The following is a 23,582-nucleotide window of genomic DNA, read 5'->3' on the forward strand; positions in this document are numbered from 1 at the left end:
TGGAGAATCATCCTTACACTGCTTTTTCCACCCGTCTTTGGGTAACAGTATCTTTTCAGGGCGATGCTGCTAGTTTTATTTATCATTCACTTATCTACCGATCCTTTCTAAACCCAATCGTATGAGCAGTATAGCGATAAATTCATCAGTTGACCTTGCCATCCCCGAATGGTTAAAAAAATGTTTGAAGGAGTCATCGACAAGTAGCGGCGCAGGGGAAGATGACAGAAAGCATAATGATGCCGTCTTAATTGGTCGGGCATTTGAATTTGCTTACCAACTGCATGAAGGTCAATACCGCAAATCGGGAGAACCATACATTGCTCATCCCATTGCTGTGGCTGAATTGCTGCGTGACTTGGGAGGCAGTGCTGCTATGATAGCAGCTGGATTTCTCCATGATGTCGTCGAAGATACAGAAGTTACAAGTCAAGAAATAGAAGAGCGCTTTGGCCCAGAAGTGCGACAATTGGTCGAAGGTGTCACTAAGCTTTCTAAGATAAATTTCACTAGCAAAACCGAAAGCCAAGCCGAAAACTTCCGGCGGATGTTTTTGGCAATGGCGCAAGATATTCGGGTAATTGTGGTGAAATTGGCAGATCGTTTGCATAATATGCGAACTTTACAATACATGTCAGAGGCCAGCCGCCGACGCAGTGCCCAAGAAACGCGAGATATCTTTGCACCTTTAGCTAATCGCTTGGGGATTTGGCGGATTAAATGGGAACTTGAAGATTTGGCTTTTAAGTATTTAGAACCGGAAGCTTTTCGCCAAATGCAGGAGCATGTTTCCGAAAAACGGACAGCACGAGAAGAGAAATTAGCCAAAGCTACAGACATTTTGCGGGAACGTTTGCAGCAAGCTGGAATCCACTTTCAGGATCTTAGCGGTCGCCCCAAGCACCTTTATAGCATTTACCAAAAAATGCACCGCCAGCAAAAGGAATTTCATGAAATTTACGATTTGGCAGCGCTGCGGATTATTGTTGAAACCAATGAAGAATGCTATCGGGCGTTGGCGGTAGTTCATGATGCTTTTCGCCCAATTCCTGGGAGATTTAAGGACTATATTGGACTGCCAAAGCCTAACCGTTACCAGTCGTTGCATACTGGGGTGATTGGATTAACTGGTCGTCCTTTAGAGGTGCAAATTCGGACAATCGAAATGCATCATATCGCCGAGTATGGAATTGCCGCCCATTGGAAGTACAAAGAAACTGGAGGTTCTAGTATTAGCCATTTGACAGGGACGGATGACAAGTTTACTTGGCTGCGGCAACTGCTGGAATGGCAAACCGATCTCAAGGATGCACAAGAATATCTTGATAGCGTCAAAGATAATCTATTTGAAGATGATGTCTATGTCTTCACCCCTAAGGGAGATGTTGTTCCTTTAAGCCCCGGTTCTAGCACTGTAGATTTTGCTTATCGCATTCATACCGAAGTCGGAAACCACTGTTCAGGGGCGCGGGTGAATGGGCGAATGGTGCCACTGTCAACGCGGCTGCAAAATGGCGATATTGTAGAGGTTCTCACCCAAAAAAACTGCCATCCGAGTTTAGATTGGTTGAACTTTGTCAGAACTTCGGCGGCGAAATATCGAATAAAACAATGGTACAAGCGATCGCGCCGGGAAGAAAATGTCGCACGTGGACGGGAGTTGTTAGAAAAGGAACTTGGCAAAACTGGTTTTGATAGTTTGCTGAAGTCAGATGCGATGCAGATTGTCGCCGAAAAGTGTAACTATCACAGCGTAGAAGATTTACTCGCTGGTTTGGGTTACGGAGAGATTACCTTGAACTTAGTGCTAAATCGCTGGCGAGAAGTAGCGAAGGGACAACAACCAGTTTCCACTGTGTCGCCATTTATCCCCAAAGAAGCAGCAACATCAAAAGCTTTGCGAGATGCACCTCCAACTACCTCACGTTCCACTGATTCGCCAATTTTTGGGGTGGAAGGTTTGGTGTATTATTTAGCTGGGTGTTGTGCCCCGATTCCTGGCGAACCAATTATTGGTGTGGTAACGCGAGGTCGGGGAATTTCAATTCATCGCCAAGGCTGCCATAATCTAGAAGCTGTGGAGTATGAACGCTTAGTACCAGTTAGGTGGAACCCAAGCGCTGAAAATAGTGGTCGTCCGCATACGTATCCAATAGATGTTCAAATTGAAGCTCTGGATCGCGTCGGGGTGCTAAAGGATATTTTGTCACGGTTAAGCGATCAAGGGATTAACGTCCGTCATGCCCAGGTAAAAACCTCCACTGGTCAACCGGCATTGATCGACTTAGGAATAGATATACGCGATCGCTCTCAACTAGAGCAAGTGTTCGTCCAAATTAAGAAAATGAGCGACATTTTGAATATCCGCCGCGTTGGTCAAATTGACGAGTAGATGTGCCAATTGTAGGTGCGTTAACGCAGTGTAACGCACCAGTTTAAGTTGCGATTTTACTCTCAAGTTTTGAATTTTAGGAAAGCGACAGTCATACCTGAACGATTGCTTCTAATGGCAAAATTACTGTAAATGTAGACCCTTTTCCTAACCGTGAATCTACTTTAATTTCACCATCCATTAACTGAACCAATCGAGAAACTATTGCTAAACCTAATCCTGTACCATCAGAACTTTGCACTTGGGGAGAAGTTACTTCCCGAAAATAGGGATTGAAAATTTGTGCTTGAGCATCTGAAGAAATACCAATACCACTATCAATAACGGAGATAGCCCACTGCTGTTGAGATATCGTCCAGCACTGCAAATAAATTGAACCAGATTCTGTGTAGCGAATTGCGTTACTCAGCAGATTTGTCAGAATTTGCTGAAGCCGAAGAGGATCTGTGATAACTTGACTTGGGGCGCGTTCGCATTCAACAATCAAGGATAATTCTTTCGCACGCGCTAGTGGCTCAATTATCTCTAAAACAAAGTTGATTAAACTACGCACATCGGTTAAAGTCGGCTGCAATTTCATCTGTCCAGCATCATAGCGCGAAATTTCCAGAGTATCGTTAATTAACCGCACAAGAAGTCTACCACTCTTGAGAACTCGCTCAATACTTTCAAGATTTGCATAGGTGTCTTTGAGTTCTGATTGCTGACGCTGCTGGCGCAGAAATAAGTCTGCGTAACCGATAATTGAAGTGAGGGGCGTTTTCAGTTCATGAGCCAAATGAGACAGACTATCTTTATTAGCGCGAACCAAACGAGTTAGCTCTTGGTTAGTCAACCGCAACTGACTTTGAAGTTGTTTAAGCTCTTGTAATCGTCCTTGAGTATAACTGTTAAAGCAACGGGCGATCGCTTCATCAATTACTGTATCAATCAGGCGAACAGCCCTTAGCACATCTTGTGCAGATCCCTGTAATAAATCTTCTTCTAAAAACGAAAAAATTACAAACCGGAGTAAACGATACTCTCGCGCAATTTCCTCTGGTTCAAATCCCTGTTGGGCGCGAAGTGTGCCGTGTTCTAAACTTGCATCTACTACTGTCTGCAAATCGCTCGTTTCAGATTCAGAAAGTACTGTTGCTAATGCTTTCAAAACACTCGGTAAGCTATCCTTTACAGCTTTGAAAGTAAGCTCATTAGTAGCTTTAATTTGTTCATCTTGGTAAACCGCTTCTACCCATTGATCGAGAATGGCATCACTTTTTGCAATTAGAGTCTGACTAAAATCCATTTTTTGCCTAACCAAACACAGTCAGTGCGAAGCCCTTCGCGCTAGAGCTAGCTTAGTGCATTTGATGTCAAGTTCGCAACTAATAGAAGATAGAGGTTAGGGAAAAGACAGCTTATTGTTGAACTAATTACTTCAGCTTAGTTACTTTCTGGAAATAAATTTTAGCTCGATGCAAAGAAAATAAATTTAAAGACCCTACAATTGCTAAAAAATCCAATACATATCGCTTTGTAAGATAAAGATAAATAAATTATTTGTGGTTTCATCTCAAAAAAATATATATATTTTTACAGTCTCTCCGACCGATGTAGTATATATCTTAATAATGATGGATGATTAATATTGATTAGTGTGTCTATTAGTTCCAATCCCCATGCAACAGTTATTTCCCGGAGAGGTATTCGCCAACACTGCGGATTTTGACACTGGTATTCGCCAACTGTTACCGCGATACGATGAGATGTTGGAGGTAATTACCCGTTGTTTACCTTCCACAAGTCGGCGTATTTTAGAATTAGGCTGTGGTACAGGCGAACTTAGTCTCAAGATACTCAACCGCTTTCCAAACGCCCAAGTAATTGCCTTAGATTACTCACCTAGAATGTTGCAATTTGCCCAAAATAAAATCACAGCAGTTGGATATCAACAACGCTGGACTGGTATACAAGCAGATTTTGGCGACTGGGCAGATAATCCAGAGAAGTTAGATATTGGTGGCGAATTTGATGCTTGTGTCTCATCTTTGGCAATTCACCATCTCCAAGATGAGATGAAATTGAAGTTATTTGAGCGAATTGTTGCTAGCCTCGCTCAAGACGGCTGTTTTTGGAATGCAGACCCTACTTTACCAGAATCACCAGCCTTAGCAGAAGTTTACAAGGTGGCACGAGAAGAATGGGCAGTTGAACAGGGAATTAATTTGACAGAGATCCGCGCTAAACGTGCCACTAGCACTACTCAAGGTTACTCAAGTCAAGACCAGCTAGCTAGCTTAGAGACTCATTTACAAATGTTGAACAAAGCTGGATTTAAGACAGTTGCAGTACCTTGGAAATATTATGGTCTAGCAGTGTTTGGTGGCTGTTTGTGAAAATTCTCGGTTTTGGATGCCTAGATTTGAGATTAGCCCGTCTCCAATAGGCATTTATCGCATTAACAGCTTGATAGTAACAAAACAGCAATAAATAATATTATTTCTCTCGATCGGAACTAATATATAAACGCATTAGGTCTGTAAAGGAGGTGTTGCTAACTCACACAAGAGTTTTAGCTGAAACTTGCAGTAATTAAGCTGGCTTTGTGTTTTTATACAATATTTCCACATCATAAGTACCCATGAGGATACCATCAATCCTCTACAGACCTATCCGAAAATACAGAGTAGAAAATTTTCTTCAGAAAAGAAACCAGAAACACACGATTTGGATTCGTTTTTCTGCTCCTTTCTCCAGTGGAGTTCAAGCCACTGTTTGCCATCACTTAGTTTCAAAAGGAGAATATCTTGGATGGCTCGAAATAAAAAGAAATCAGCCGGGTTTAAGCATGAGCATCCACCTGTCTCTAGATGCCCTATTTGTTGTATTATCCCGCCCCACATGCTGGAAAATGTCGTGGTGAATGGCAATCCTCAGCAGCGGAGTTGGGCTTTTCATACATTAAATGTTTCGGCACAGCTTCGCGGACGCAGAGATGTCATAGGTACTGTCTCCTTTGCACCTTCTCCGGGTGAAAAGCGGCGCACCATCTACGATGCCAAAAATGGCCAGCAACTCCCTGGCACATTGGTGCGTGCTGAAGGAGATCCACCAAGCAGTGATGCATCAGTAAATGAAGCCTACGATGCGGCTGGTGCTACTTATGACTTATTTCATGAAATATTCGATCGCAATTCTATTGACGACAAAGGACTACGTTTAGACTCCACCGTACATTATGGCGTTAAATATGACAACGCCTTTTGGAACGGCGACCAAATGGTTTATGGTGATGGCGACGGAGAAATGTTTCAGCGTTTTACAAAATCAATTGATGTGATTGGGCATGAGTTAGCTCATGGGATAACTCAGTATGAAGCGGGTTTACAGTATTATGGCGAACCAGGAGCACTAAATGAATCTTTTTCTGATGTCTTTGGTTCCTTGGTGAAACAAAAATCCAAAAATCAGACTGCACAAGAGGCAGACTGGCTGATTGGTGAAGGTCTTTTAGCCCCGACTGTCAAAGGTGTTGCCCTCCGGTCAATGAAAGTACCGGGAACAGCTTATGATGATTCAGTATTGGGAAAAGATCCCCAACCAGCCCACATGAAAGATAAATATACTGGTGTTGAAGATAATGCTGGAGTGCATATAAACTCAGGAATCCCTAACCATGCCTTTTATCTAGCGGCTGTTGACATCGGTGGGTATGCGTGGGAAAAAGCTGGCAAAATATGGTACATAGCTTTACGCGATCGCTTGCGTGCCAAAGCAGATTTTAAAAAAGCTGCCAACGTCACCATTCAAGTTGCTGGCGAACTGTATGGTAATGACAGTAATGAGCAAAAAGCTGTGCAAAATGCTTGGCAAAAGGTAGGAGTTATTTAGAGTTAGGAGTTTTCAATACTTTCCACTTCCTCACTCAGTACTCAGGACTGATTAATCTGTTGTTTGTTGTTGTTAAACTGGGAGGTGAGAACTATCATCTCCCAGTCTTACTATGTATTCCAACTAAATAACACAACGGAGAGCAAAAAAATGCGGGTATCATTTGAACGCACGGGCGGCTTTGCTGGAATTACCAAAAAGACAACCGTTGATACGGACACTCTCCCACCACATGAAGCTGCCACACTTCCCCAACTAGTGGAAATTGCTGATTTATTTAGGCTACCGGAACTAATAACTTCACCAAATCCCCAGAGCGATCGCTTTCAGTATAAGTTAACAGTAGAAGATAACGGCAAGCAGCATACAGTGACTGTCAGTGAGTCAGCATTGCCAGGAACCTTAAGACCGCTGATTGAATGGCTACAAACTCAAGCACAGAAAAGGTAAAAAGTAAAAAGAATTATTTATAAGTCTCTGACGCTGTAGAATATCTCCTCAATGGTTACAATTATGGCAAAGTGGTAGTTACGTAATTCGTAACTATGAATTATTTAATTCATTTTTATTAGTTACTCTCAGGGTTGAGTTCGTTGATTTCTCTGCACTTAGTCTCTGCGGCTTGATATGCTGCCAGATAGTCTTGACCACCCAACATTACATCTCCGTAATATTCATAAGGTGGATCGCCATAAATTGGCAATGGATCGTCTTCTGGATAATCTTCTTTTGATTCTTCAATGATGGCTTTCAGTTTTTTAACAGTCAGACTATGTGCTGCAAAATACCAGATTTCTTGGGGATTTTTGTTCAGGTAAGGTAATGTGGGATCGATAATGCGGACATCGGAGGCGTCGTCTAGCTCAATCCAACTGTGTTCAATCGGTCTATATGGCTTCCCAGGAAAAGCTAAAAATCCCTGAATATACCTTGCTCCCTCAGTAGATAATGCTGCTTTATAAGCATTATCAAATGGAGTACTAGCTTTGCTGTTTATCTGTTCAGCAATTTTGATTGACAGCGTTTCATCCAATAGTTTGTTCATCAATAGCAAGGATTAGAGCAGCCATGAAAACATATTACCACTGCTACTTACCATTTTGCTTGGGTATTGGGCATTGGGCATTGGGCATTGGGTTATTCACTAATGACAAATGACTGATGACTAATGACAAACTTTACATTGTGCTAATCACCATCTGTAAATTTATTAACAAGTCGCTTGAGGTGTAGGGCTTGGACAAAAGGGTTTTAACACTATTACCAAAATTTTTAATCATTTTATGATTCGAGGCTAATCCACTAACACCAATAATTTTGATGTCTGGATTAATTGTTTTTAACACATTGATAGTCGTTGACCCATCCATACACGGCATCATCATATCAACCAACACCACACTAATTTCTTGTTGATGTTTTGTATATAGTGCGATCGCACTATATACCATCACTATCCACTAAAACTTTATAGGCATTTTGTTCTAACCAGGTTTGAGTAACCTCTCGAATTGAATCTTCATCATCAACAACGAGAATTAATTCTCCATCCCCTGCTGGTAATTCCTGACATCACGGCGTTGTGGAGGGATCGAGTTTTAGCCGAGCCGTTTTGGGACGACAAGGACTTCCCCAACAAACCTGCCCAGAAGGCATATTAGTAAAAACACTACTCCGAGCGCCAATTACAGCATTAGCCCCAATTTGCACTCCTGGCCCAACAAAACAATCTGCCGCTACCCATGCACCATTATCGATGGTGATACTCGCTGTTTTCAACCCAAAGGCAGGATCTTGGAGATCGTGAGTACCAGTACACAGATAACTTTTTTGGGAAACTACGCAATGTTCACCGATGTGGATTTGATCGAGGCTATATAAAACTACGTTATCTCCAATCCAACTGTAGTTACCAATGGTGACTTTCCAGGGGTAAGTGAAGCGGGCCGTGGGTCGAATTAATACACCTTTGCCGATACGAGCGCCAAATAATCGTAGCAAAGCACAACGCAGAATATTTAATGGTTGAGGAGTTAGAGGAAAGGCGATCGCTTGTACAAACCACCATAATAAAACATACCAACTTGGACGCCCCCGATCAAACCAAGATTGGTCATATTTGCGTAAATCTACGAAAGGTTGGTCATTGGTCATTGGTCATTTGTCATTGGTCATTAGTTATTATCAGGAATCAATGGTCAATAGCTTTGCTTCTGCTTCTCTGCTCCCCTGCTCCTCTGCTCCATCCTTTGGGATAGTTGCAGTATTTAAGTGACCACCACAGTTGCGTAATTCGTAAAGTTTAACGCCAATTTGATATTCATATTGACTCAGCAAACGTGCATAGATATATCCTGCTTTGCCATCTAAAAAACCGCGTTGAATTATATAAAACAAAACAAATCGCAGAATGGGTTTAAATGGCAGGCGTACCCACACTTTTTTCAAAAATCGTTTGCGTTGTACGGCATCACCAAATAGATCAGCGCCGATAGTACCGCTATCATCTTTACCTGTAAGAATATTAAAATAAACCCTGGCTTCCCAGTTTGAATAGCGGTTATGGCGTTCTAACCAGTGATAAAGGTCGCGGAAGTCTTCGTGGAGCATATCATTTTTGAGATACCCAACTTTTCCCTGCAAAATTACGTGTTCGTGAACTTCGTTATCACCAGTATTAGGAATATCTTCTGTATTTAGATTTTCGTAGCGACCTTTTTTATGTTGAAATAAACGTAGATTCCAATCAGGATATTTACCGCCATAACGAATCCATTTTCCTAAGAAAAATACGCGGCGGTTGAGATAATAACCTGTATATTCATCATTTTGAATTGCTTGGTCAATTTCTTCCCAAAGTTCGGGGGTGATGCGCTCATCACAATCTACAATTAGTACCCATTCATTACGAAAAGGTAAATTATCTAAAGACCAATTTTTCTTTTTGGGCCAGCGTCCATTGAAGTTGAATTGCACGACATTTACACCGTGACTTTTAGCAATTTCAATGCTGTTATCGCTACTTTGAGAATCTACTACAAATATTTCATCTGCTCTGCTGAGGCTAGCAAGGCAAGCAGGCAAGTTAGCTTGTTCGTTTTTTGCCGGAATTAGTACTGAAACTGGTATTTTAGATGACATATTGAGTAGAAATTATGTTACTGGTTATTTCTTATTTGATGTAGATAAAAGACCCTGAATAGCAGCATTTAAGTAACCAATCTGACCGTAAGCATACACCAGTTTGTCAAACCGTTCTGCTGGATCGGAGAAATATTGTAATGCCTTATACAAGCCTCGCACAAACCGTTCGCTACCTCGCTGTAATTGAGCGATCCCAGCTTTACCAGCGAGTTGTTCTCGATAGCATTCACTGATACCCTGCCACCAGCCCCGGTTTAAAAACCAGGAGCGTTGGAGGCGCTCTGGGGCTACATTGTGAGCGACGAGTGCTTCGGGAAGATAAGCAACTTGCCAACCACGCTGTAGAGCAAATTCGGTCATTTGCAGTTCTTCGTTAGATAATAAATTTTTACCCACTCGACCGAGATGAGGATCGAAACCGCCAATTTCTTCTAGGAAACTGCGGCGGATGGAGTAATTTAAGCCTCTGGGTGTTGAGCCAGGTTGCTCAATGTAGATGTTACTGTCACCTAAGTCGTATGCACCCAGATTTGCAGCTAGCCCCGGAGATAGCCACCGTGGTTGTTGAATTCCTGGGGGCCACAGGAGAGTGACTTTGCCACCTGCGATCGCTAGCTTAGAATTATTGTAATAGGCAGAATATAAAACTTGTAACCAGCCCTTACTGGCAACGGCATCGTCATCTAGATAAGCAAGAATATCACCATTGGCTACCTTTGCACCCGTGTTACGGGCGACAGATAAACCAATGGTGGGTTCAAAAACATACTTCAGGCGCGGATTGTGGGTTCTTTGTTCTACAACCTCACGAGTGCGATCGCTAGATCCATTATCAACTATCACAATTTCAAAGTCAGCAGCAAAATCCTGTGCTAAAAGACTATCAATTGCAGCCCCTAAATAGGTATCTCGATTGTGAGTACAGATAATGGCAGAGATTTGGATGTCTGGCATAGATTGAATTTTGGATTTGAGATTTGGGACTTTCCTGCGGAACGCTGCGCGAACGGCTACGCTCAGTCGAACGATTTTAGATTAAAATCTAAATCCAACGCATAACTGCTGAGAGTTAATCTAAACCAAAAATTACCGACCTACCAACCGAGTTTCTTCGGAAATAATCTTTAAAACTTTACGTTTGTTGAATATGACTGTGTAAAACTACAAGAGTTTGCGCCAGTTGACTAAGGCGGGTTTCCAAAGATTGCTTGCGCCCTAACAATTGACGTAACTTTTGGTAACGAGCGATCGCCATACTAACATTGGGAACCTGATCCGGTGGACATGGGCGCGACCAAACTTTACCAGTATCGTCTACACCACAGAGGCGATAGCCAGTAATAGATGATTGATAAGATACTTTTCCACCAGTGGCACAAATTTCTTCTACGTAGTTCATTAGGCGGTCAACTTCTGCATGGCGCAGTGTCGCGGTTCCTCCCGATTCTGGTTCGGTGGGATTGGATTCTAACCAGCCATTGACAATTGGTCCTTCTAAGTAAATATCCTGAATTTGCTTCAAAATATTTTGCAATTCTGTTTGCCAACCGACGACAGTTTCCTGAATTTCTTGCAATAGATTCATCGCCAATGCTGGATTTGCTCCGTGGCGATGGCTACTAAAGCTCGGAGTTTTCAACTTCGGTAGGCTGGGTGTTTTGCTACCATTCTCTTCTGTTTGAAAAGTCTGCACAGAGTCATGGTGAGGAAAGAAATTTTGTTCAGAAGAATGATCGCTCTCAGTCTCTTTGCCCAATTCAACAAGTTTCTCATCCTGAGAGGATGGAATTTGTGTACTTTCTGTGGGTTCGTTGGCTCCGAAGCTGATTCTAAATGAGAAAGGCCGTTTTGTCGTCGAATCGCCTGTTTCGGCAGTAGAGGCAGTGCCGCGATTCCCTAAATCGTGTAGAGTTGCTTCAATGCGTTTTAAGCCTGCGTTCATAAAAGATGTCCTAAAGTTTGCTTTCCCCAGTGGTATTAAATAATTGAGAATGGGGTTGTTGGGATTTTTGGCTTTTGCCAGTTATAGCATCAATGATGCTGGTGCTAATTTTATCCCTTAAAAGTTATTTGAAACCAAAAATCTCACCGATGAAGTAAAAAATTGTGGTGATAAATTGTAACCGTGGGTATGTGGAGGAGGCAGGAGGCAGGAGGTTAGAATTTATCTGTTGCTCTCAACCCCATCTAATTCCAAGCCACGAAATCGTAGATTTTACTGGAGGACTTAAACCGCAGGCTCACTTGCGATAATAACCGCAAGAGGTAACGGCAATATTTCTTCTGCCTCCTGCTCTCTGCCTCCTGCCTCTCTTGTTAAAATACTCAGTAAAAAACTTTGGGTAAAATCATCTTAGTAACAGGGCCAGCACGATCTGGTAAAAGTGAATGGGCGGAAACTTTAGCTATGCAGTCAGGAAAAGCAGTTGTTTATGTAGCAACAGCCACCGATAACCCAGACGATCGAGAGTGGCATCAACGCATTTTAGAACACCAAGAACGTCGTCCCCAAGACTGGGTAACTTTATCTGTACCCGTGGAACTGTCTGCTACCCTTGCTGATGCCAAACCCTATACCTATCTTTTAGTTGATTCTTTAGGAACTTGGGTTGCTAATCTCTTAGAACAGGACGAATCTAGCTGGGAAAATACCCTTGCAGAGTTATTAGAGACAGTGGAACTGGTTGCTGCTGATATGCTGTTTGTAGCAGAAGAGGTCGGTTGGGGTGTGATACCAGCTTATCCCCTGGGAAGGATGTTCCGCGATCGCCTGGGTTCTTTAGTACGCCAGCTAGCAACACTTAGCGAAACTGTTTATTTAGTGACTGGTGGCCATGTTCTCAATCTCAGCATCCTTGGTTCGCCATTGCCAAATAGAGGTGATGCTGGAACATTCAGGAGTCAAGATTCTTAATTATTGATTCAAATTAATCTCAAATCTAAAATTTAAAATCTAGAATTGTAATATGGCAACCAAACAAGAAGTTAAACGATACCTTGCCTACTGGTTTCAGTTGGGTAAGAAAGTGATTACGGGCAACGGTGAGGCAAGCTTTTTGCCTCAATCGGTGCTAAATGGCGATCGCTATAGTGAAGAATTTGAAGAGTGCTGGCAAAAAATTATTTCACCGGAATCGGGTGATTGTTACCTAGAGGGTACATACGAAACCATTGCTGAATTGTTGACACCAGCATGGAATATGCTGCCTTGCAGCCGATGCAGTATGCCAATAGCCGCGCGAAACGTCGGGATGCCGGCGTTGTTATGTCCCTGCAATGATTTACCTAACTGGCCGAATACTGAATTGCCAGCACCACGAGAGCCAATTAAAACTCAAGACCAACTCCAAACAATTCGCGATCGGCTTGTAAAGAATATTACATAAACAAACAACCAATTTGGAAATCTGACAACTTTTTTCTAATTTTCTAATTATTTGATTATTTTGATTTCTCCTGTAGTGCCCTTGAGTCTCACTAGAGAATTTTTGTATGCCTATACTAGCTAGGGAAAAAATAACTATTGGCTATTAACTATAACTAAAGTTCATTGCAAAGCAGCGATATCTACAATGGTCTACGCCAATGCTCCAACAAAAGTTACAAGAATCTCAAATTTTAATTAGCAGCACAAGATGTAGCGACAAGCGAAGAGTTATGGGGCGATGCAGTAGGTACTTGAGCAACCAGAACCACGTTTCCATCGGCATCTAGAATCCACCCTTGGGCTTCTACAACTTGAGTAGGCTCATTGACAGAATTAACTTTCTGTGATTTATCTTCTGTGTATCCCTGCGCCTGAATAACCACTCTTTTCTGAATACCCTCAGCACGATCCTGACTCTCTGGAGGGAGGGCGATCCAATCTACTATCACTGCATCATCAGCTATCAATGGCTCCGTGGGATCGGCTTGTATTCCTCCACGCCCAGTAGTAACAAACGAACTTCTTCCTATTTTTCCACCAGAACTACAACTAGCAGCAACTTGCTGCGAAGCATCAACCAGATTTACGGGTAGTTCCACTAATCCTTTACTGGGGTCAGCATCTGGTGAGTTGATTTGTACAATGCCACTTAATGAAGGGTTTTGCTGAGAAAATGCAGTGATGTCACTTGTTGGTATGTTATTCGGGTTTATATCTTTTGGATCGAGCCTCTCCACCTCTGCACGAGTGCGTGACACAAACCCAAAGGTATTCTTCGCGGTGATTGCGATTTTACCACCAGAACCAAAGTTGGCGTTGGCGGTAATATCGCTATTTCCGAAAGGAGTGGCGACAAGAAAGCCATTAGGTGCATTGATGGTGATATTACCGCCAGTTTGATCACCTCCGGCATTAGTAGAGATTTGACTGTTGCGACGCATTAGTAATAAGTCCTGCACCTGTACCGCAATGTCACCGCCCTTACCTGACTCACTATCAGATGTGAGTTTTCCTTTATCCAGCAGGATAGAACGAGCGCTGACATTGAGTTCGCCTGCTAGACCTAAATTGGGTACACCCCCTTGATAGTTGACACCCTTTCGAGCTTCACTGCTGACATTTATTGCTGCCCCATCTTTAATAATCAATTGCCCTGTAGTTAGGGTCAAGTTGCCGCCATTTCCAGGCCCTTGAGTGCCAGCAAACAAGCTACTGAGCCTAGAACCATTTGCTGAGGTTCCGATTAATTCTACGGACTCAGAGGCGTTCACGGTCAAATCTCCTCCATTTCCTGTAGCTGGTATAAATTGATTGCGACTAAGCCTGAGTATACCCTCAGAACTTGTTGATATTGCTGCTCCTCCCTCGATACGTAACTTTCCAGTGTTAATTATTATGCTGCCAGCATTTGGAGCGCCATAAGTTGCACTAAATAATCCACTGGATATTAAATCACTACCATCTGGTAAGGGAGAAATGGGGATACCTGCGATGAGGTCTACGGAATCTGAGGCGTTGATGGTCAATTGCCCCGCCAATCCCGAACCAACATTGAACATTAAGACTTGCGCTCCATCTTTGACAATCAACTTTTTGGTAGTGATATTTATATCTCCAGAGTTTCCAGTGTCGAAAGTTCCAGTAGACAAGAACGCATTTATTCCAAGTTCTACAGACTCGGAAGCGTTCACTGTCAAATTTCCTCCTGGTTGCGCTCCCAGGGTAAGAGCCGAAATTTGTGAACCGTCACTTACCAGTACACGCTGTCCTTGCAAGTGGATATTACCGCCACCTTGGCCACTGGTATCTACATTAGATGGAATTTCACTTTGCTGGGTTAATTCGATGTTCTGAAAATTTTGAACACCTTCATATCCTAATGCCCAACCTTGATTCGTTGAACTCAGACCAACCAAACTATTGGCAGCAACACTTCCTAACTCAATTCTTCCCCCACTTGCTGTTAAATTTCCGCCCTCTAGCGTTAGATCACCGCCTATAAGTGCTAAGGTTTTGCCTTGCTGCACTTGTAAACCAACAGCTTGTCCGAAGGTATTAATTGCATTATTTGGACTTGCTTGGGATTGATTGCGGATAGGTCGAGCAGTTGTTCCGAATTGTAAGCCCATAGGAACACTTTCTTTGAGTAGAGGTGCAGTTTGAGGAGACGTAGCACTAAAGTGTGTACCATCAGCAAAGTTCAAACTACTTGCCGTGCTAGCCACAAATGAACCGCCGATATTTAAAGAAGCATTGGGCCCAAAAACAATGCCGTTAGGATTAATCAGAAATACATTGGCTGTGCCGTTAGCTTTGAGAATGCCATCTATATTAGAAACAGAATTGCCTGTCACCCGACTGATGATGTTCTGAATATCGATTGCATTGTTAAAATGGGCTGTCCTTCCCGCAGAGACAGAAAACTGTTCAAAGCTGTGGAACAAGTTTGTACCCCGAACTGCTCCACCATCAATCTGATCTGTAGGCTGACCATCGATTAGCTTTGGTGTAATTATTGAGCTTTCAGATCCGAGCGTGGTATCTGTTTGAATTTGAGCTAAGGCAAAACTCTCAGCAAAAGTGAGCACTCCAGCAATTACTAAAGTACTCACTATTCCTAACTTCCACTGACAACTGCTTCGATTTTGAGACATGAAAAACTGGCGCTCAAAAAATAAGAGTTTATTAAAATACTGCTTTTTGCTACTTAGTAATGTTATTACATTGATGTAATTTATATTACATAGATACTACGTAAAAGCAAATTTTAGTATTTTTACATTCACTAGAATAAACTCTTTGCAGTCCGAAGATAAAAATATTTAGCAGTTACAGCCCCTTGGGTTGCCAGTTGATGGGCAAGGAATACATAATGCTTTTTTGACTAACACAATTTCTGGTATTGAAGCTGTTGAAGTTTCTGCCAATAATGCATTGGGTTGCTGTTCATCAACTGCATCATCAGATTTGAGTTGATTGGGATCGAGATTACATTGCCAATGAATTCTCAAGACTCTATCTTCTAATAAGCCGTACTTTTCAAGCACTGAATGTAAGTCAGCGTTTTCTAAACTTTCATTCATTTTCTGCTGAATCTCTTCTTGTAACTGCTGTAATATTTCAGGTTCTATGACTTGTTGAGAACTCATAAGTGTTTTCGTTCCTGACGGGATGTGTATAATTATTGCTTCAGTTTAGTTAGCAATGATTACGCTGAGTGTCATAAAAGTTCATGTTTCCCGGCAGGATTTTCTTTGCAGCTTATTTTGCGATAACACCAATTTAAATTATTTATTGTAGAGTGGGCATCTTGTCTACTAACTAAAATCGGGCTTCCATTTACCGCCTGTTTCCCCACTAATTCTTAATCCCCGTCGCCGCAATACCTTGAAGAAATTGACGCTGACCGATGAGAAATAATAGCATCACTGGCACTGTCGCTATTGTCACAGCTGCCATCATCAAGGGCCAATTATTTGTAAATTGCTCCTGAAACTCAGCCAACGCTAGTTGTACTGTCCTTAATTCTGGTCTTGTCGTAAATACTAGAGGCTTAAACAAATCATTCCACTCACCAATGAAGGTGAACAAAAACAGCGTTATCAAGGCCGGACGAGCTAAAGGTAACATCACCCGCCACAAAATTTGCAGTCGGTTCGCCCCATCTATAGCTGCGGCTTCCTCTAACTCCACGGGAATTGTCTGGAAATACTGACGTAATAAAAAAATCCCAAATCCGCTAACCGCAGTGGGTAAAATGAGCGCCCAGTATGTATTTATCAGGTGTCCCCACTTCAACACCAAAAAGATGGGAATCACCAATAACTGAAAGGGAATCACTAAAGTTGCTAAAACCACTAATAGCAGTACTTGGCGTCCCCGAAACTTCAACCGTGCTAGAGCGTAACCAGCCAAAGCAGAAGTGACAATCTGAAACGCCGTCACAGCGATCGCTACCAAGGTAGAATTAGCAAACGCCAGTAAAAATTTTCCTTGTTGCCACGCAACGCGGTAATTTGCTAAAGACCAGTTATTTTTGTCCAAATTTTCCAGACTGGCGGCCGTCGGTGCAAAGGAGGTGAGAAAGACCACAAACAGCGGTAGTAAAACAATAAATGCCCCTAGCAGTAAGATTACTAGGCTCAAAAAATCGCCAGATTTCAGATTCGGGTTTGATTTGAACATAAACTTAAACTGCAAAGCATTTATTTCGCTAGTACTAGAGCATTGCCCCCAGCAACAATTAATCTATAAACATAGTCTACTTGTTAAGTTAAATTAAACCACAGTGATTGTTACTCTCAGTTCATAGGGAAAATCAATTTTGGTGTCAAATAATTCAGGTTTACAGGAGTAAAGATAACCATGCAGCAGCTTGCAGACCAATTTAAAGAATTAGATTTCAAGAGCGAAACATACAAAGATGCTTATAGCCGGATTAATGCGATCGTAATTGAAGGGGAACAAGAAGCCCATGAAAATTACATCAAATTAGCCGAACTACTGCCAGAATCTCATGATGAATTGATTCGTCTCTCGAAGATGGAAAGCAGACACAAGAAAGGATTTGAAGCTTGTGGACGAAATTTGGATGTTACCCCAGATTTGCAATTTGCTAAAGAATTTTTCTCTGGACTACACCAGAATTTCCAAATAGCAGCAGCGTCCGGGAAGGTCGTCACTTGTCTATTAATTCAATCTTTGATTATCGAATGTTTTGCGATCGCAGCATATAACATTTATATCCCCGTTGCCGATGCTTTCGCACGCAAAATTACGGAGGGAGTAGTAAAAGATGAGTATAGCCACCTCAACTTTGGAGAAGTTTGGTTGAAAGAACATTTCACAGAATGCAAAGCCGAACTAGAACAAGCAAATCGCCAGAACCTACCTATCGTCTGGAGAATGCTCAACAAAGTAGAGGGTGATGCCCACACAATGGCAATGGAAAAAGATGCTTTAGTAGAAGATTTTATGATTCAATACGGTGAAGCATTAAGTAACATAGGTTTCACGACTCGCGATATTATGCGCTTGTCAGCCTACGGACTTATCGCCGCTTAAAAGAGTACTGAGTACAGACGCGATTAATCGCGTCTGTACAAGAGTGCTGAGTGCTGAGTAGTTCAAATTTCAATTCAGAACTTCAGAACTCAGGACTGCTAAACCACTTATTTATTTCACGCCTCAAGACAGCATAAGCCTAATAATCACTACATGTTTGGTCTAATTGGACATTTGACTAGTTTAGAACACGCTCAAGCGGTGGCTCAAGAATTGGGATATCCAGAATATGCCGATCAAGGGCTAGACTTTTGGTGCAGCGCCCCACCGCAAATTGTCGATACGATTATTGTCACCAGTGTAACTGGGCAAAAAATTGAAGGACGGTATGTAGAATCTTGCTTTTTGCCGGAGATGCTGGCTAGCCGTCGGATCAAAGCCGCAACCCGCAAAATCCTCAACGCTATGGCCCATGCACAAAAGCATGGGATTAACATTACAGCTTTAGGCGGATTTTCCTCAATTATTTTTGAAAACTTTAAGTTAGACCAGTTTAGCCAAGTCCGCAATATTAAACTAGAGTTTGAACGGTTCACCACAGGAAACACGCATACTGCCTACATTATTTGTAAGCAGGTGGAAGAAGCCTCAAAACAACTGGGAATCGATCTGTCAAAAGCGACTGTTGCTATATGTGGGGCAACAGGGGATATTGGTAGTGCTGTTACCCGCTGGCTAGACGCGAAAACAGATGTCAAAGAACTTTTGTTGATCGCCCGCGATCAAGAACGCCTCAAAGAACTGCAAGGCGAACTGGGACGAGGAAAAATCATGGGTTTGACAGAAGCACTGCCTGAAGCTGACATTGTAGTTTGGGTTGCTAGTATGCCCAAAGGCGTGGAAATTGACCCTATCACTTTGAAACAACCCTGTTTGTTGATTGATGGTGGCTATCCTAAAAACTTAGCGACTAAAATTCAGCATCCTGGTGTACACGTGCTAAATGGTGGAATTGTAGAGCATTCCCTGGATATTGACTGGAAAATCATGAAAATCGTCAATATGGACGTGCCAGCCCGCCAGTTGTTTGCTTGTTTTGCCGAATCAATGCTGCTGGAATTTGAGAAGTTATACACGAACTTTTCGTGGGGACGGAATCAGATTACCGTAGACAAAATGGAGCAGATTGGTAAGGTATCAGTGAAACATGGATTTAGACCGCTGTTGGTTTAGTCATTGGTCATTGGTCATTAGTCATTATGTTATTTGCAAAGGACAAAGGACAAATGACAAATGACAAAAGATAGATAACTTATAACTCGTACTTATAATCCCTACGATGACAACTACCGAGCGTAAACCGCTACTGTTAGATTTTGAAAAGCCCCTAGCAGAACTTGCAACCCGAATCGATCAAATTCGGCAACTTGCAGAAGAAAATGGCGTCGATGTTTCTGGTCAAATTCGTCAACTAGAAGCACGAGCCATGCAACTGCGTGAGGAAATTTTCACGAGTCTATCCCCGTCCCAGCGATTACAAGTTGCTCGTCATCCGCGTCGCCCCAGTACTCTCGATTACATTCAGGCTATTAGTGATGAATGGATGGAATTACATGGCGATCGCTGTGGTGGTGACGATCCGGCTTTAGTTGGTGGTGTCGGCCGTCTGAGTGGGCAACCTGTGGTGATGTTGGGTCATCAAAAAGGTCGTGATACCAAAGACAATATTGCCCGTAACTTTGGAATGCCTTACCCTGGCGGCTACCGCAAGGCGATGCGGTTGATGGAACACGCTAATAAGTTTAGTATGCCGATACTAACCTTTATCGACACACCAGGAGCTTGGTCTGGAGTGGAAGCAGAACACCAAGGTCAAGGAGAAGCGATCGCTTACAACTTGCGAGAAATGTTCTGCTTAGATGTGCCAATTATCTGCACAGTCATCGGTGAAGGTGGTTCTGGTGGCGCACTCGGTATTGGTGTAGGCGATCGCCTACTCATGTTTGAACACTCCGTTTATACCGTCGCCACTCCCGAAGCCTGCGCCGCCATTTTGTGGAAAGATGCTGGTAAAGCTCCCCAAGCCGCCGTTGCTCTGAAAATTATTTCCCACGACCTGAAAAAGTTGGGAATTATCGACCAAATACTCCCTGAACCCACTGGTGGCGCTCATTCCGACCCCTTAAAAGCCGCTACCACTCTCAAGCAAGTGCTGCTAGAAAATTTAGACGAACTCAATCGTTTAACCGCTCCAGAACGCCGCCAAATGCGTTATGAAAAATTCCGCAAAATTGGTGTCTTTACAGAAGTTGCCCATTAAAGCAACTCCATAATGATAGATTAGCCAAGCAGCAATGCTATAATAGCCTATGTGCTTAAAGATTTTTAACAATCTAGCCATAGGCATTTGTATGTCTAGTAAATCTACTCAAGTTGATTGAGTGGGTTTTATATTTTTAAGTAATCTAAGTTGAGTGCGCGGCGTGGTTTTGCAGGCGATTATTTGTTGTCTTCACTGGTAAAACCCACAATATGCCACCGCCGCATTGCATCATAGCATTTGCCTAATAAAAATCATCAGATTTTTAGATTCCTTTAATATATTCAAACCAAGAAGTGTGAATAATTGGATGGTAATAGGCTTTGGGAAACTGCCAAAAAATTGGGAGACACCATGAGTGTTGAGCAAAAACGACGCGCCCTGATTACTGGGGCAAGTAGTGGAATTGGGAAAGCAACGGCTTTAGCCTTTGCGAAAGCCGGAATAGATGTCGCCTTAGTCAGCCGTTCTTTGGATAAATTGGAGGCGGTAAGAGAAGCTGTAGAGCAGACTGGGGTGGAAGCAAAAGCTTACGCTGTAGATTTAGCGCGGATCTTGGAAGTCAAAGAAAAGATCCAAGCGATCGCTCTTGACTTTGGTGATATAAACATTCTGGTAAACAATGCTGGCATCGCCTATACAGGCACTTTGAGTGAAACTCCCCTAGAGAACTGGCAGCAGGTAATTGACTTGAATCTGACTGGCGTGTTTCAGTGCATTGTGGGGATTTTACCTTCAATGCGCGATCGAGGCACAGGCACAATTATCAACGTCGCCTCAATTGCCGCCAAGCAACCCTTTCCCGGTTGGGGAGCATACAGCGTCAGCAAAGCTGGTTTGATAGCTCTCTCTCAAACCTTGGCACAAGAAGAACGCACTCACGGCATTCGTGTCACAGCTATTTGTCCTGGCGCAGTCAATACCGAACTTTGGGATACAGAAACAGTCCATATCAACTTAGACCGTTCCAAAATGTTAACCCCGGAAATTGTGGCTCAGTCAATTCTCCATACAGTTCTGTTACCACAACAGGCAGTGATTGATGAATTGACCCTGATGCCCAGCGCTGGCGCACTCTAATTAGTCATTCGTCCTTTGTTTTGTCCTTTGTCTTTTGCAAATGACCAATGACCAATGACCAATGACTAATGACTAATGACTAAACCATAACCAAGACTGAATCATGACTATTGCTAGTTCCAACGGTTCCAATTGCTCTCAATCGCCTCTGATTCCCGACTTGGCAGAAGCCATAACTCCAAGACCCGATCGCAATACTCATAACGGGCGACAAGCGGATGTGTTCCCGCCAACAGAGGAACAGCTGGACGAAATGAAGGACGCCGTGCGGACACTAATATTGGGAGTTGGCGAAGACCCCGAACGCGAAGGACTTTTGAAAACACCCAAACGAGTAGCCGAAGCAATGCGGTTTCTTACCAGTGGCTACAACCAATCTCTTGAAGAACTCGTTAACGATGCCATTTTTGATGAAGGGCATAGCGAGATGGTACTTGTTAGAGATATTAACTTCTTTAGTCTGTGCGAACACCACATGCTGCCATTTATGGGTAGAGCGCACGTTGCTTATATTCCCAACCAAAAAGTTGTCGGACTGAGTAAGCTGGCCCGGATTGTTGAGATGTATTCCCGTCGCTTACAAGTACAAGAGAGACTAACCCGCCAAATTGCCGAAGCAATCCAGACGATTTTGGAACCTCAAGGCGTTGCTGTCGTGATGGAAGCTAGCCACATGTGTATGGTAATGCGTGGCGTTCAGAAACCAGGTTCCTGGACTGTCACTAGCGCAATGGTTGGTGTGTTCCAAGATGAGCACAAAACCCGCGAAGAATTTTTTAACTTAATTCGCCACCAACCACCATTTTTTTAAGTGCTGAGTGCTGAGTGCTGAGTTAGGAGTTAGGAGTTAAGTAAGTTGGCACAATAAAACCAAACTATGTGAAGAAAGATAAAGTAGACTAAAACCCTCTTCCCTTCTGCCTCCTGCCTCCTGCCTTATCCCAACGACAAATTTTTACGCCGACCTACTTAGGAGTTAGTTCAAACTCATTACTCCTAACTTCTAAGTAACTTTACCAATGTTCTTTAGACTGTGAAATAGGAGTGCTACTTTATCTAAATCTTTATCTCCTGGTGTCCGTTCCACACCACTAGATAAATCAACGCCGTTAGGATTAACCTGATTTAGGGCTTGCACAATATTATCGGCTGTTAATCCTCCTGCTAAAAACCAAGGACAACTAGGGCTAAATTGTTCTAGCATCGTCCAATCTAAAGTTTTGCCTGTACCACCCAGTTGTTGCGGATGAAAAGCGTCAAGAAGCAAAGTATCTACATATTTGGTGTAATCAGCCGCTGTGTCAAGATGCTCAAGACTACGAATTCTCAGTGCTTTAATAATTTCGACATTGGGTAAAGCTTGACGTAATTGGTAGCAAAAATTTGGGGATTCATCTCCGTGTAACTGCACACCAGTCAACCCAGAATCAGCAACTATCTGACTGATTTCAGCGATACTAAGATTGGCAAAAACCCCGATTGTGTCAATATTTGCCGGGAGTTCTGCCACTGCTGCCCGAATTTCGGATGTAGTCACGTAACGAGGTGAGTTTGGCACACAAATAAATCCTAGTGCCGTTGCGCCTAGAGAGGCGATCGCTATAGACTGCTGTGGTTGGGTGATGCCGCAAATCTTAACGCGCATGAATATTTAACAAATTTAAACTAATTATCAGAAAAGTCTAGACTATCTAAAAAATTTTTGGGCCTTGTAATTTTATAATCTTGTAGGTCTACATTAACTTTTCCATTTAGGAGACAAAAGCTTGATTTATTCTATTTTACTAGCAGCCGCCGCTGCATCTGTTCCCGCAACACCTGCATGGAATCCCACAGTAGGAATCATCATCAGCGTTAGCAGCTTAGTAATAGTCTTACTAAGTACTAAGATTGAAAAACCCCTAGTTGGTCCCAAGTTCCCTGTCCTACCGATTAGTATTCCAACATTTGTTGCTGCGATGGCTTTTGGTCATATTATTGGCATTGGTATCGTTTTAGGACTGACTTACATCGGTCGTCTGTAGTTTTGTGATGATAGAGGTGTTACTTGTAACCCCACTATTAATGCAAAACTCCTAAAAATGATTTTGGGCAGGGGAAGTAGGAAAGAAATAACTTATGACCCATGCTCAATGCCCCTCAATAGTGCTGAGTAATGAGTGCTGAGTGCTGAGTAAAGAAGTGAGATTCCCTACTCAGCACTCGCAACTCAGAACTAGTTTTGCCCCATACCCAATTCCAGAGTTTTGCTCACAGGCATTAATTGTCTATTCTAGAAATAAGAGCATTTCGTCACTTGTTACTACCGAATTGATGCTCAATATAAATGTGTATACGAATAT

Annotated in this window: 23 protein-coding genes; 12 read left to right on the plus strand and 11 right to left on the minus strand. The window is 42.7% G+C overall.

The genetic code is table 11. The annotated features are described in order from the left end of the window. Nucleotides 1-121: 121 nt before the first annotated feature. Nucleotides 122-2,392, plus strand: coding sequence for a RelA/SpoT family protein (locus V7K41_RS10865; protein ID WP_334847952.1), 2,271 nt, complete (start codon nt 122-124; stop codon nt 2,390-2,392). A 91-nt stretch (nt 2,393-2,483) separates the two neighbouring features. On the opposite strand, the gene V7K41_RS10870 is transcribed toward V7K41_RS10865, so the two are convergent. Then, nucleotides 2,484-3,680 (minus strand): HAMP domain-containing sensor histidine kinase, encoded by a 1,197-nt coding sequence (locus tag V7K41_RS10870; RefSeq protein WP_334847953.1) that lies wholly within the window; start codon nt 3,678-3,680, stop codon nt 2,484-2,486. Nucleotides 3,681-4,053: 373 nt separating this feature from the next. On the opposite strand from V7K41_RS10870, the gene V7K41_RS10875 reads away from it, so the two are divergent. The 3 genes from V7K41_RS10875 (at nt 4,054) to V7K41_RS10885 (ending at nt 6,715) form a co-directional block, all read left to right on the plus strand. Beyond that, on the plus strand, nt 4,054-4,770 hold the full coding sequence (locus tag V7K41_RS10875; protein ID WP_334847955.1) for a class I SAM-dependent methyltransferase: 717 nt from the start codon (nt 4,054-4,056) through the stop codon (nt 4,768-4,770). Nucleotides 4,771-5,185: 415 nt separating this feature from the next. Continuing rightward, nucleotides 5,186-6,265 carry a M4 family metallopeptidase gene (locus tag V7K41_RS10880; protein WP_334847957.1) on the plus strand — a complete coding sequence of 360 codons (1,080 nt, stop codon included), beginning with the start codon at nt 5,186-5,188 and terminating at the stop codon, nt 6,263-6,265. Nucleotides 6,266-6,415: 150 nt separating this feature from the next. Continuing rightward, on the plus strand, nt 6,416-6,715 hold the full coding sequence (locus tag V7K41_RS10885) for a protealysin inhibitor emfourin (protein ID WP_334847959.1): 300 nt from the start codon (nt 6,416-6,418) through the stop codon (nt 6,713-6,715). Nucleotides 6,716-6,833: 118 nt separating this feature from the next. Here V7K41_RS10885 and V7K41_RS10890 read toward each other — a convergent pair whose 3' ends face one another. The 6 genes from V7K41_RS10890 to V7K41_RS10915 all read right to left on the minus strand — a co-directional run bounded on the left by V7K41_RS10890 (nt 6,834) and on the right by V7K41_RS10915 (nt 11,351). Beyond that, nucleotides 6,834-7,310, minus strand: coding sequence for a hypothetical protein (locus V7K41_RS10890; RefSeq protein ID WP_334847961.1), 477 nt, complete (start codon nt 7,308-7,310; stop codon nt 6,834-6,836). A 133-nt stretch (nt 7,311-7,443) separates the two neighbouring features. Beyond that, the gene (locus tag V7K41_RS10895) at nt 7,444-7,716 is read right to left on the minus strand and encodes a response regulator (protein WP_334848012.1); all 273 of its coding nucleotides are present in this window, start codon (nt 7,714-7,716) and stop codon (nt 7,444-7,446) included. A 121-nt stretch (nt 7,717-7,837) separates the two neighbouring features. Then, on the minus strand, nt 7,838-8,419 hold the full coding sequence (gene hpsU / locus V7K41_RS10900) for a hormogonium polysaccharide biosynthesis acetyltransferase HpsU (RefSeq protein WP_334847963.1): 582 nt from the start codon (nt 8,417-8,419) through the stop codon (nt 7,838-7,840). 30 nt (nt 8,420-8,449) lie between these two features. Then, nucleotides 8,450-9,406, minus strand: a complete 957-nt coding sequence (locus V7K41_RS10905; protein WP_334847965.1) for a glycosyltransferase family 2 protein — start codon at nt 9,404-9,406, stop codon at nt 8,450-8,452. 24 nt (nt 9,407-9,430) lie between these two features. After that, entirely contained in the window at nt 9,431-10,363 is a 933-nt protein-coding gene (locus V7K41_RS10910) for a glycosyltransferase family 2 protein (RefSeq protein ID WP_334847966.1), read from the minus strand. A 178-nt stretch (nt 10,364-10,541) separates the two neighbouring features. Further along, the gene (locus tag V7K41_RS10915; RefSeq protein ID WP_334847968.1) at nt 10,542-11,351 is read right to left on the minus strand and encodes a hypothetical protein; all 810 of its coding nucleotides are present in this window, start codon (nt 11,349-11,351) and stop codon (nt 10,542-10,544) included. A gap of 396 nt (nt 11,352-11,747) precedes the next feature. On the opposite strand from V7K41_RS10915, the gene cobU reads away from it, so the two are divergent. Together cobU and V7K41_RS10925 are read left to right on the plus strand one after the other, a co-directional pair. After that, the gene (gene cobU / locus V7K41_RS10920) at nt 11,748-12,323 is read left to right on the plus strand and encodes a bifunctional adenosylcobinamide kinase/adenosylcobinamide-phosphate guanylyltransferase (RefSeq protein ID WP_334847970.1); all 576 of its coding nucleotides are present in this window, start codon (nt 11,748-11,750) and stop codon (nt 12,321-12,323) included. 52 nt (nt 12,324-12,375) lie between these two features. Then, the gene (locus tag V7K41_RS10925; protein WP_334847972.1) at nt 12,376-12,795 is read left to right on the plus strand and encodes a hypothetical protein; all 420 of its coding nucleotides are present in this window, start codon (nt 12,376-12,378) and stop codon (nt 12,793-12,795) included. Between the two features lie 232 nt (nt 12,796-13,027). Here the strand turns inward: V7K41_RS10925 and V7K41_RS10930 are convergent, their stop codons facing one another. The 3 genes from V7K41_RS10930 to V7K41_RS10940 form a co-directional block, all read right to left on the minus strand. Further along, entirely contained in the window at nt 13,028-15,490 is a 2,463-nt protein-coding gene (locus V7K41_RS10930) for a two-partner secretion domain-containing protein (RefSeq protein ID WP_334847974.1), read from the minus strand. A 168-nt stretch (nt 15,491-15,658) separates the two neighbouring features. Further along, on the minus strand, nt 15,659-15,985 hold the full coding sequence (locus V7K41_RS10935) for a hypothetical protein (RefSeq protein WP_334847976.1): 327 nt from the start codon (nt 15,983-15,985) through the stop codon (nt 15,659-15,661). Nucleotides 15,986-16,193: 208 nt separating this feature from the next. Then, the gene (locus V7K41_RS10940; protein WP_334847978.1) at nt 16,194-17,021 is read right to left on the minus strand and encodes a carbohydrate ABC transporter permease; all 828 of its coding nucleotides are present in this window, start codon (nt 17,019-17,021) and stop codon (nt 16,194-16,196) included. 180 nt (nt 17,022-17,201) lie between these two features. On the opposite strand from V7K41_RS10940, the gene V7K41_RS10945 reads away from it, so the two are divergent. The 5 genes from V7K41_RS10945 (at nt 17,202) to folE (ending at nt 22,051) form a co-directional block, all read left to right on the plus strand. Beyond that, nucleotides 17,202-17,900, plus strand: coding sequence for an aldehyde oxygenase (deformylating) (locus V7K41_RS10945; RefSeq protein WP_334847980.1), 699 nt, complete (start codon nt 17,202-17,204; stop codon nt 17,898-17,900). A 153-nt stretch (nt 17,901-18,053) separates the two neighbouring features. Further along, on the plus strand, nt 18,054-19,073 hold the full coding sequence (locus tag V7K41_RS10950) for a long-chain acyl-[acyl-carrier-protein] reductase (RefSeq protein ID WP_334847981.1): 1,020 nt from the start codon (nt 18,054-18,056) through the stop codon (nt 19,071-19,073). Nucleotides 19,074-19,179: 106 nt separating this feature from the next. Then, nucleotides 19,180-20,160: an acetyl-CoA carboxylase carboxyltransferase subunit alpha gene (locus V7K41_RS10955; protein WP_334847982.1), complete on the plus strand. Its 981-nt coding sequence runs from the start codon at nt 19,180-19,182 to the stop codon at nt 20,158-20,160. Between the two features lie 354 nt (nt 20,161-20,514). Next, the gene (locus V7K41_RS10960) at nt 20,515-21,240 is read left to right on the plus strand and encodes an SDR family oxidoreductase (RefSeq protein ID WP_334847984.1); all 726 of its coding nucleotides are present in this window, start codon (nt 20,515-20,517) and stop codon (nt 21,238-21,240) included. Between the two features lie 103 nt (nt 21,241-21,343). After that, nucleotides 21,344-22,051 (plus strand): GTP cyclohydrolase I FolE, encoded by a 708-nt coding sequence (gene folE, locus V7K41_RS10965; RefSeq protein ID WP_334847986.1) that lies wholly within the window; start codon nt 21,344-21,346, stop codon nt 22,049-22,051. Between the two features lie 192 nt (nt 22,052-22,243). Here the strand turns inward: folE and V7K41_RS10970 are convergent, their stop codons facing one another. After that, the gene (locus tag V7K41_RS10970) at nt 22,244-22,885 is read right to left on the minus strand and encodes a phosphoribosylanthranilate isomerase (protein WP_334847987.1); all 642 of its coding nucleotides are present in this window, start codon (nt 22,883-22,885) and stop codon (nt 22,244-22,246) included. A 121-nt stretch (nt 22,886-23,006) separates the two neighbouring features. Here V7K41_RS10970 and psaK point away from each other — a divergent pair, with 121 nt between their 5' ends. Then, nucleotides 23,007-23,264, plus strand: a complete 258-nt coding sequence (psaK, locus tag V7K41_RS10975; protein WP_334847988.1) for a photosystem I reaction center subunit PsaK — start codon at nt 23,007-23,009, stop codon at nt 23,262-23,264. Nucleotides 23,265-23,582: the final 318 nt, after the last annotated feature.

The sequence above is a fragment of the Nostoc sp. genome, from assembly GCF_036917415.1.
GTDB lineage: Bacteria > Cyanobacteriota > Cyanobacteriia > Cyanobacteriales > Nostocaceae > Nostoc.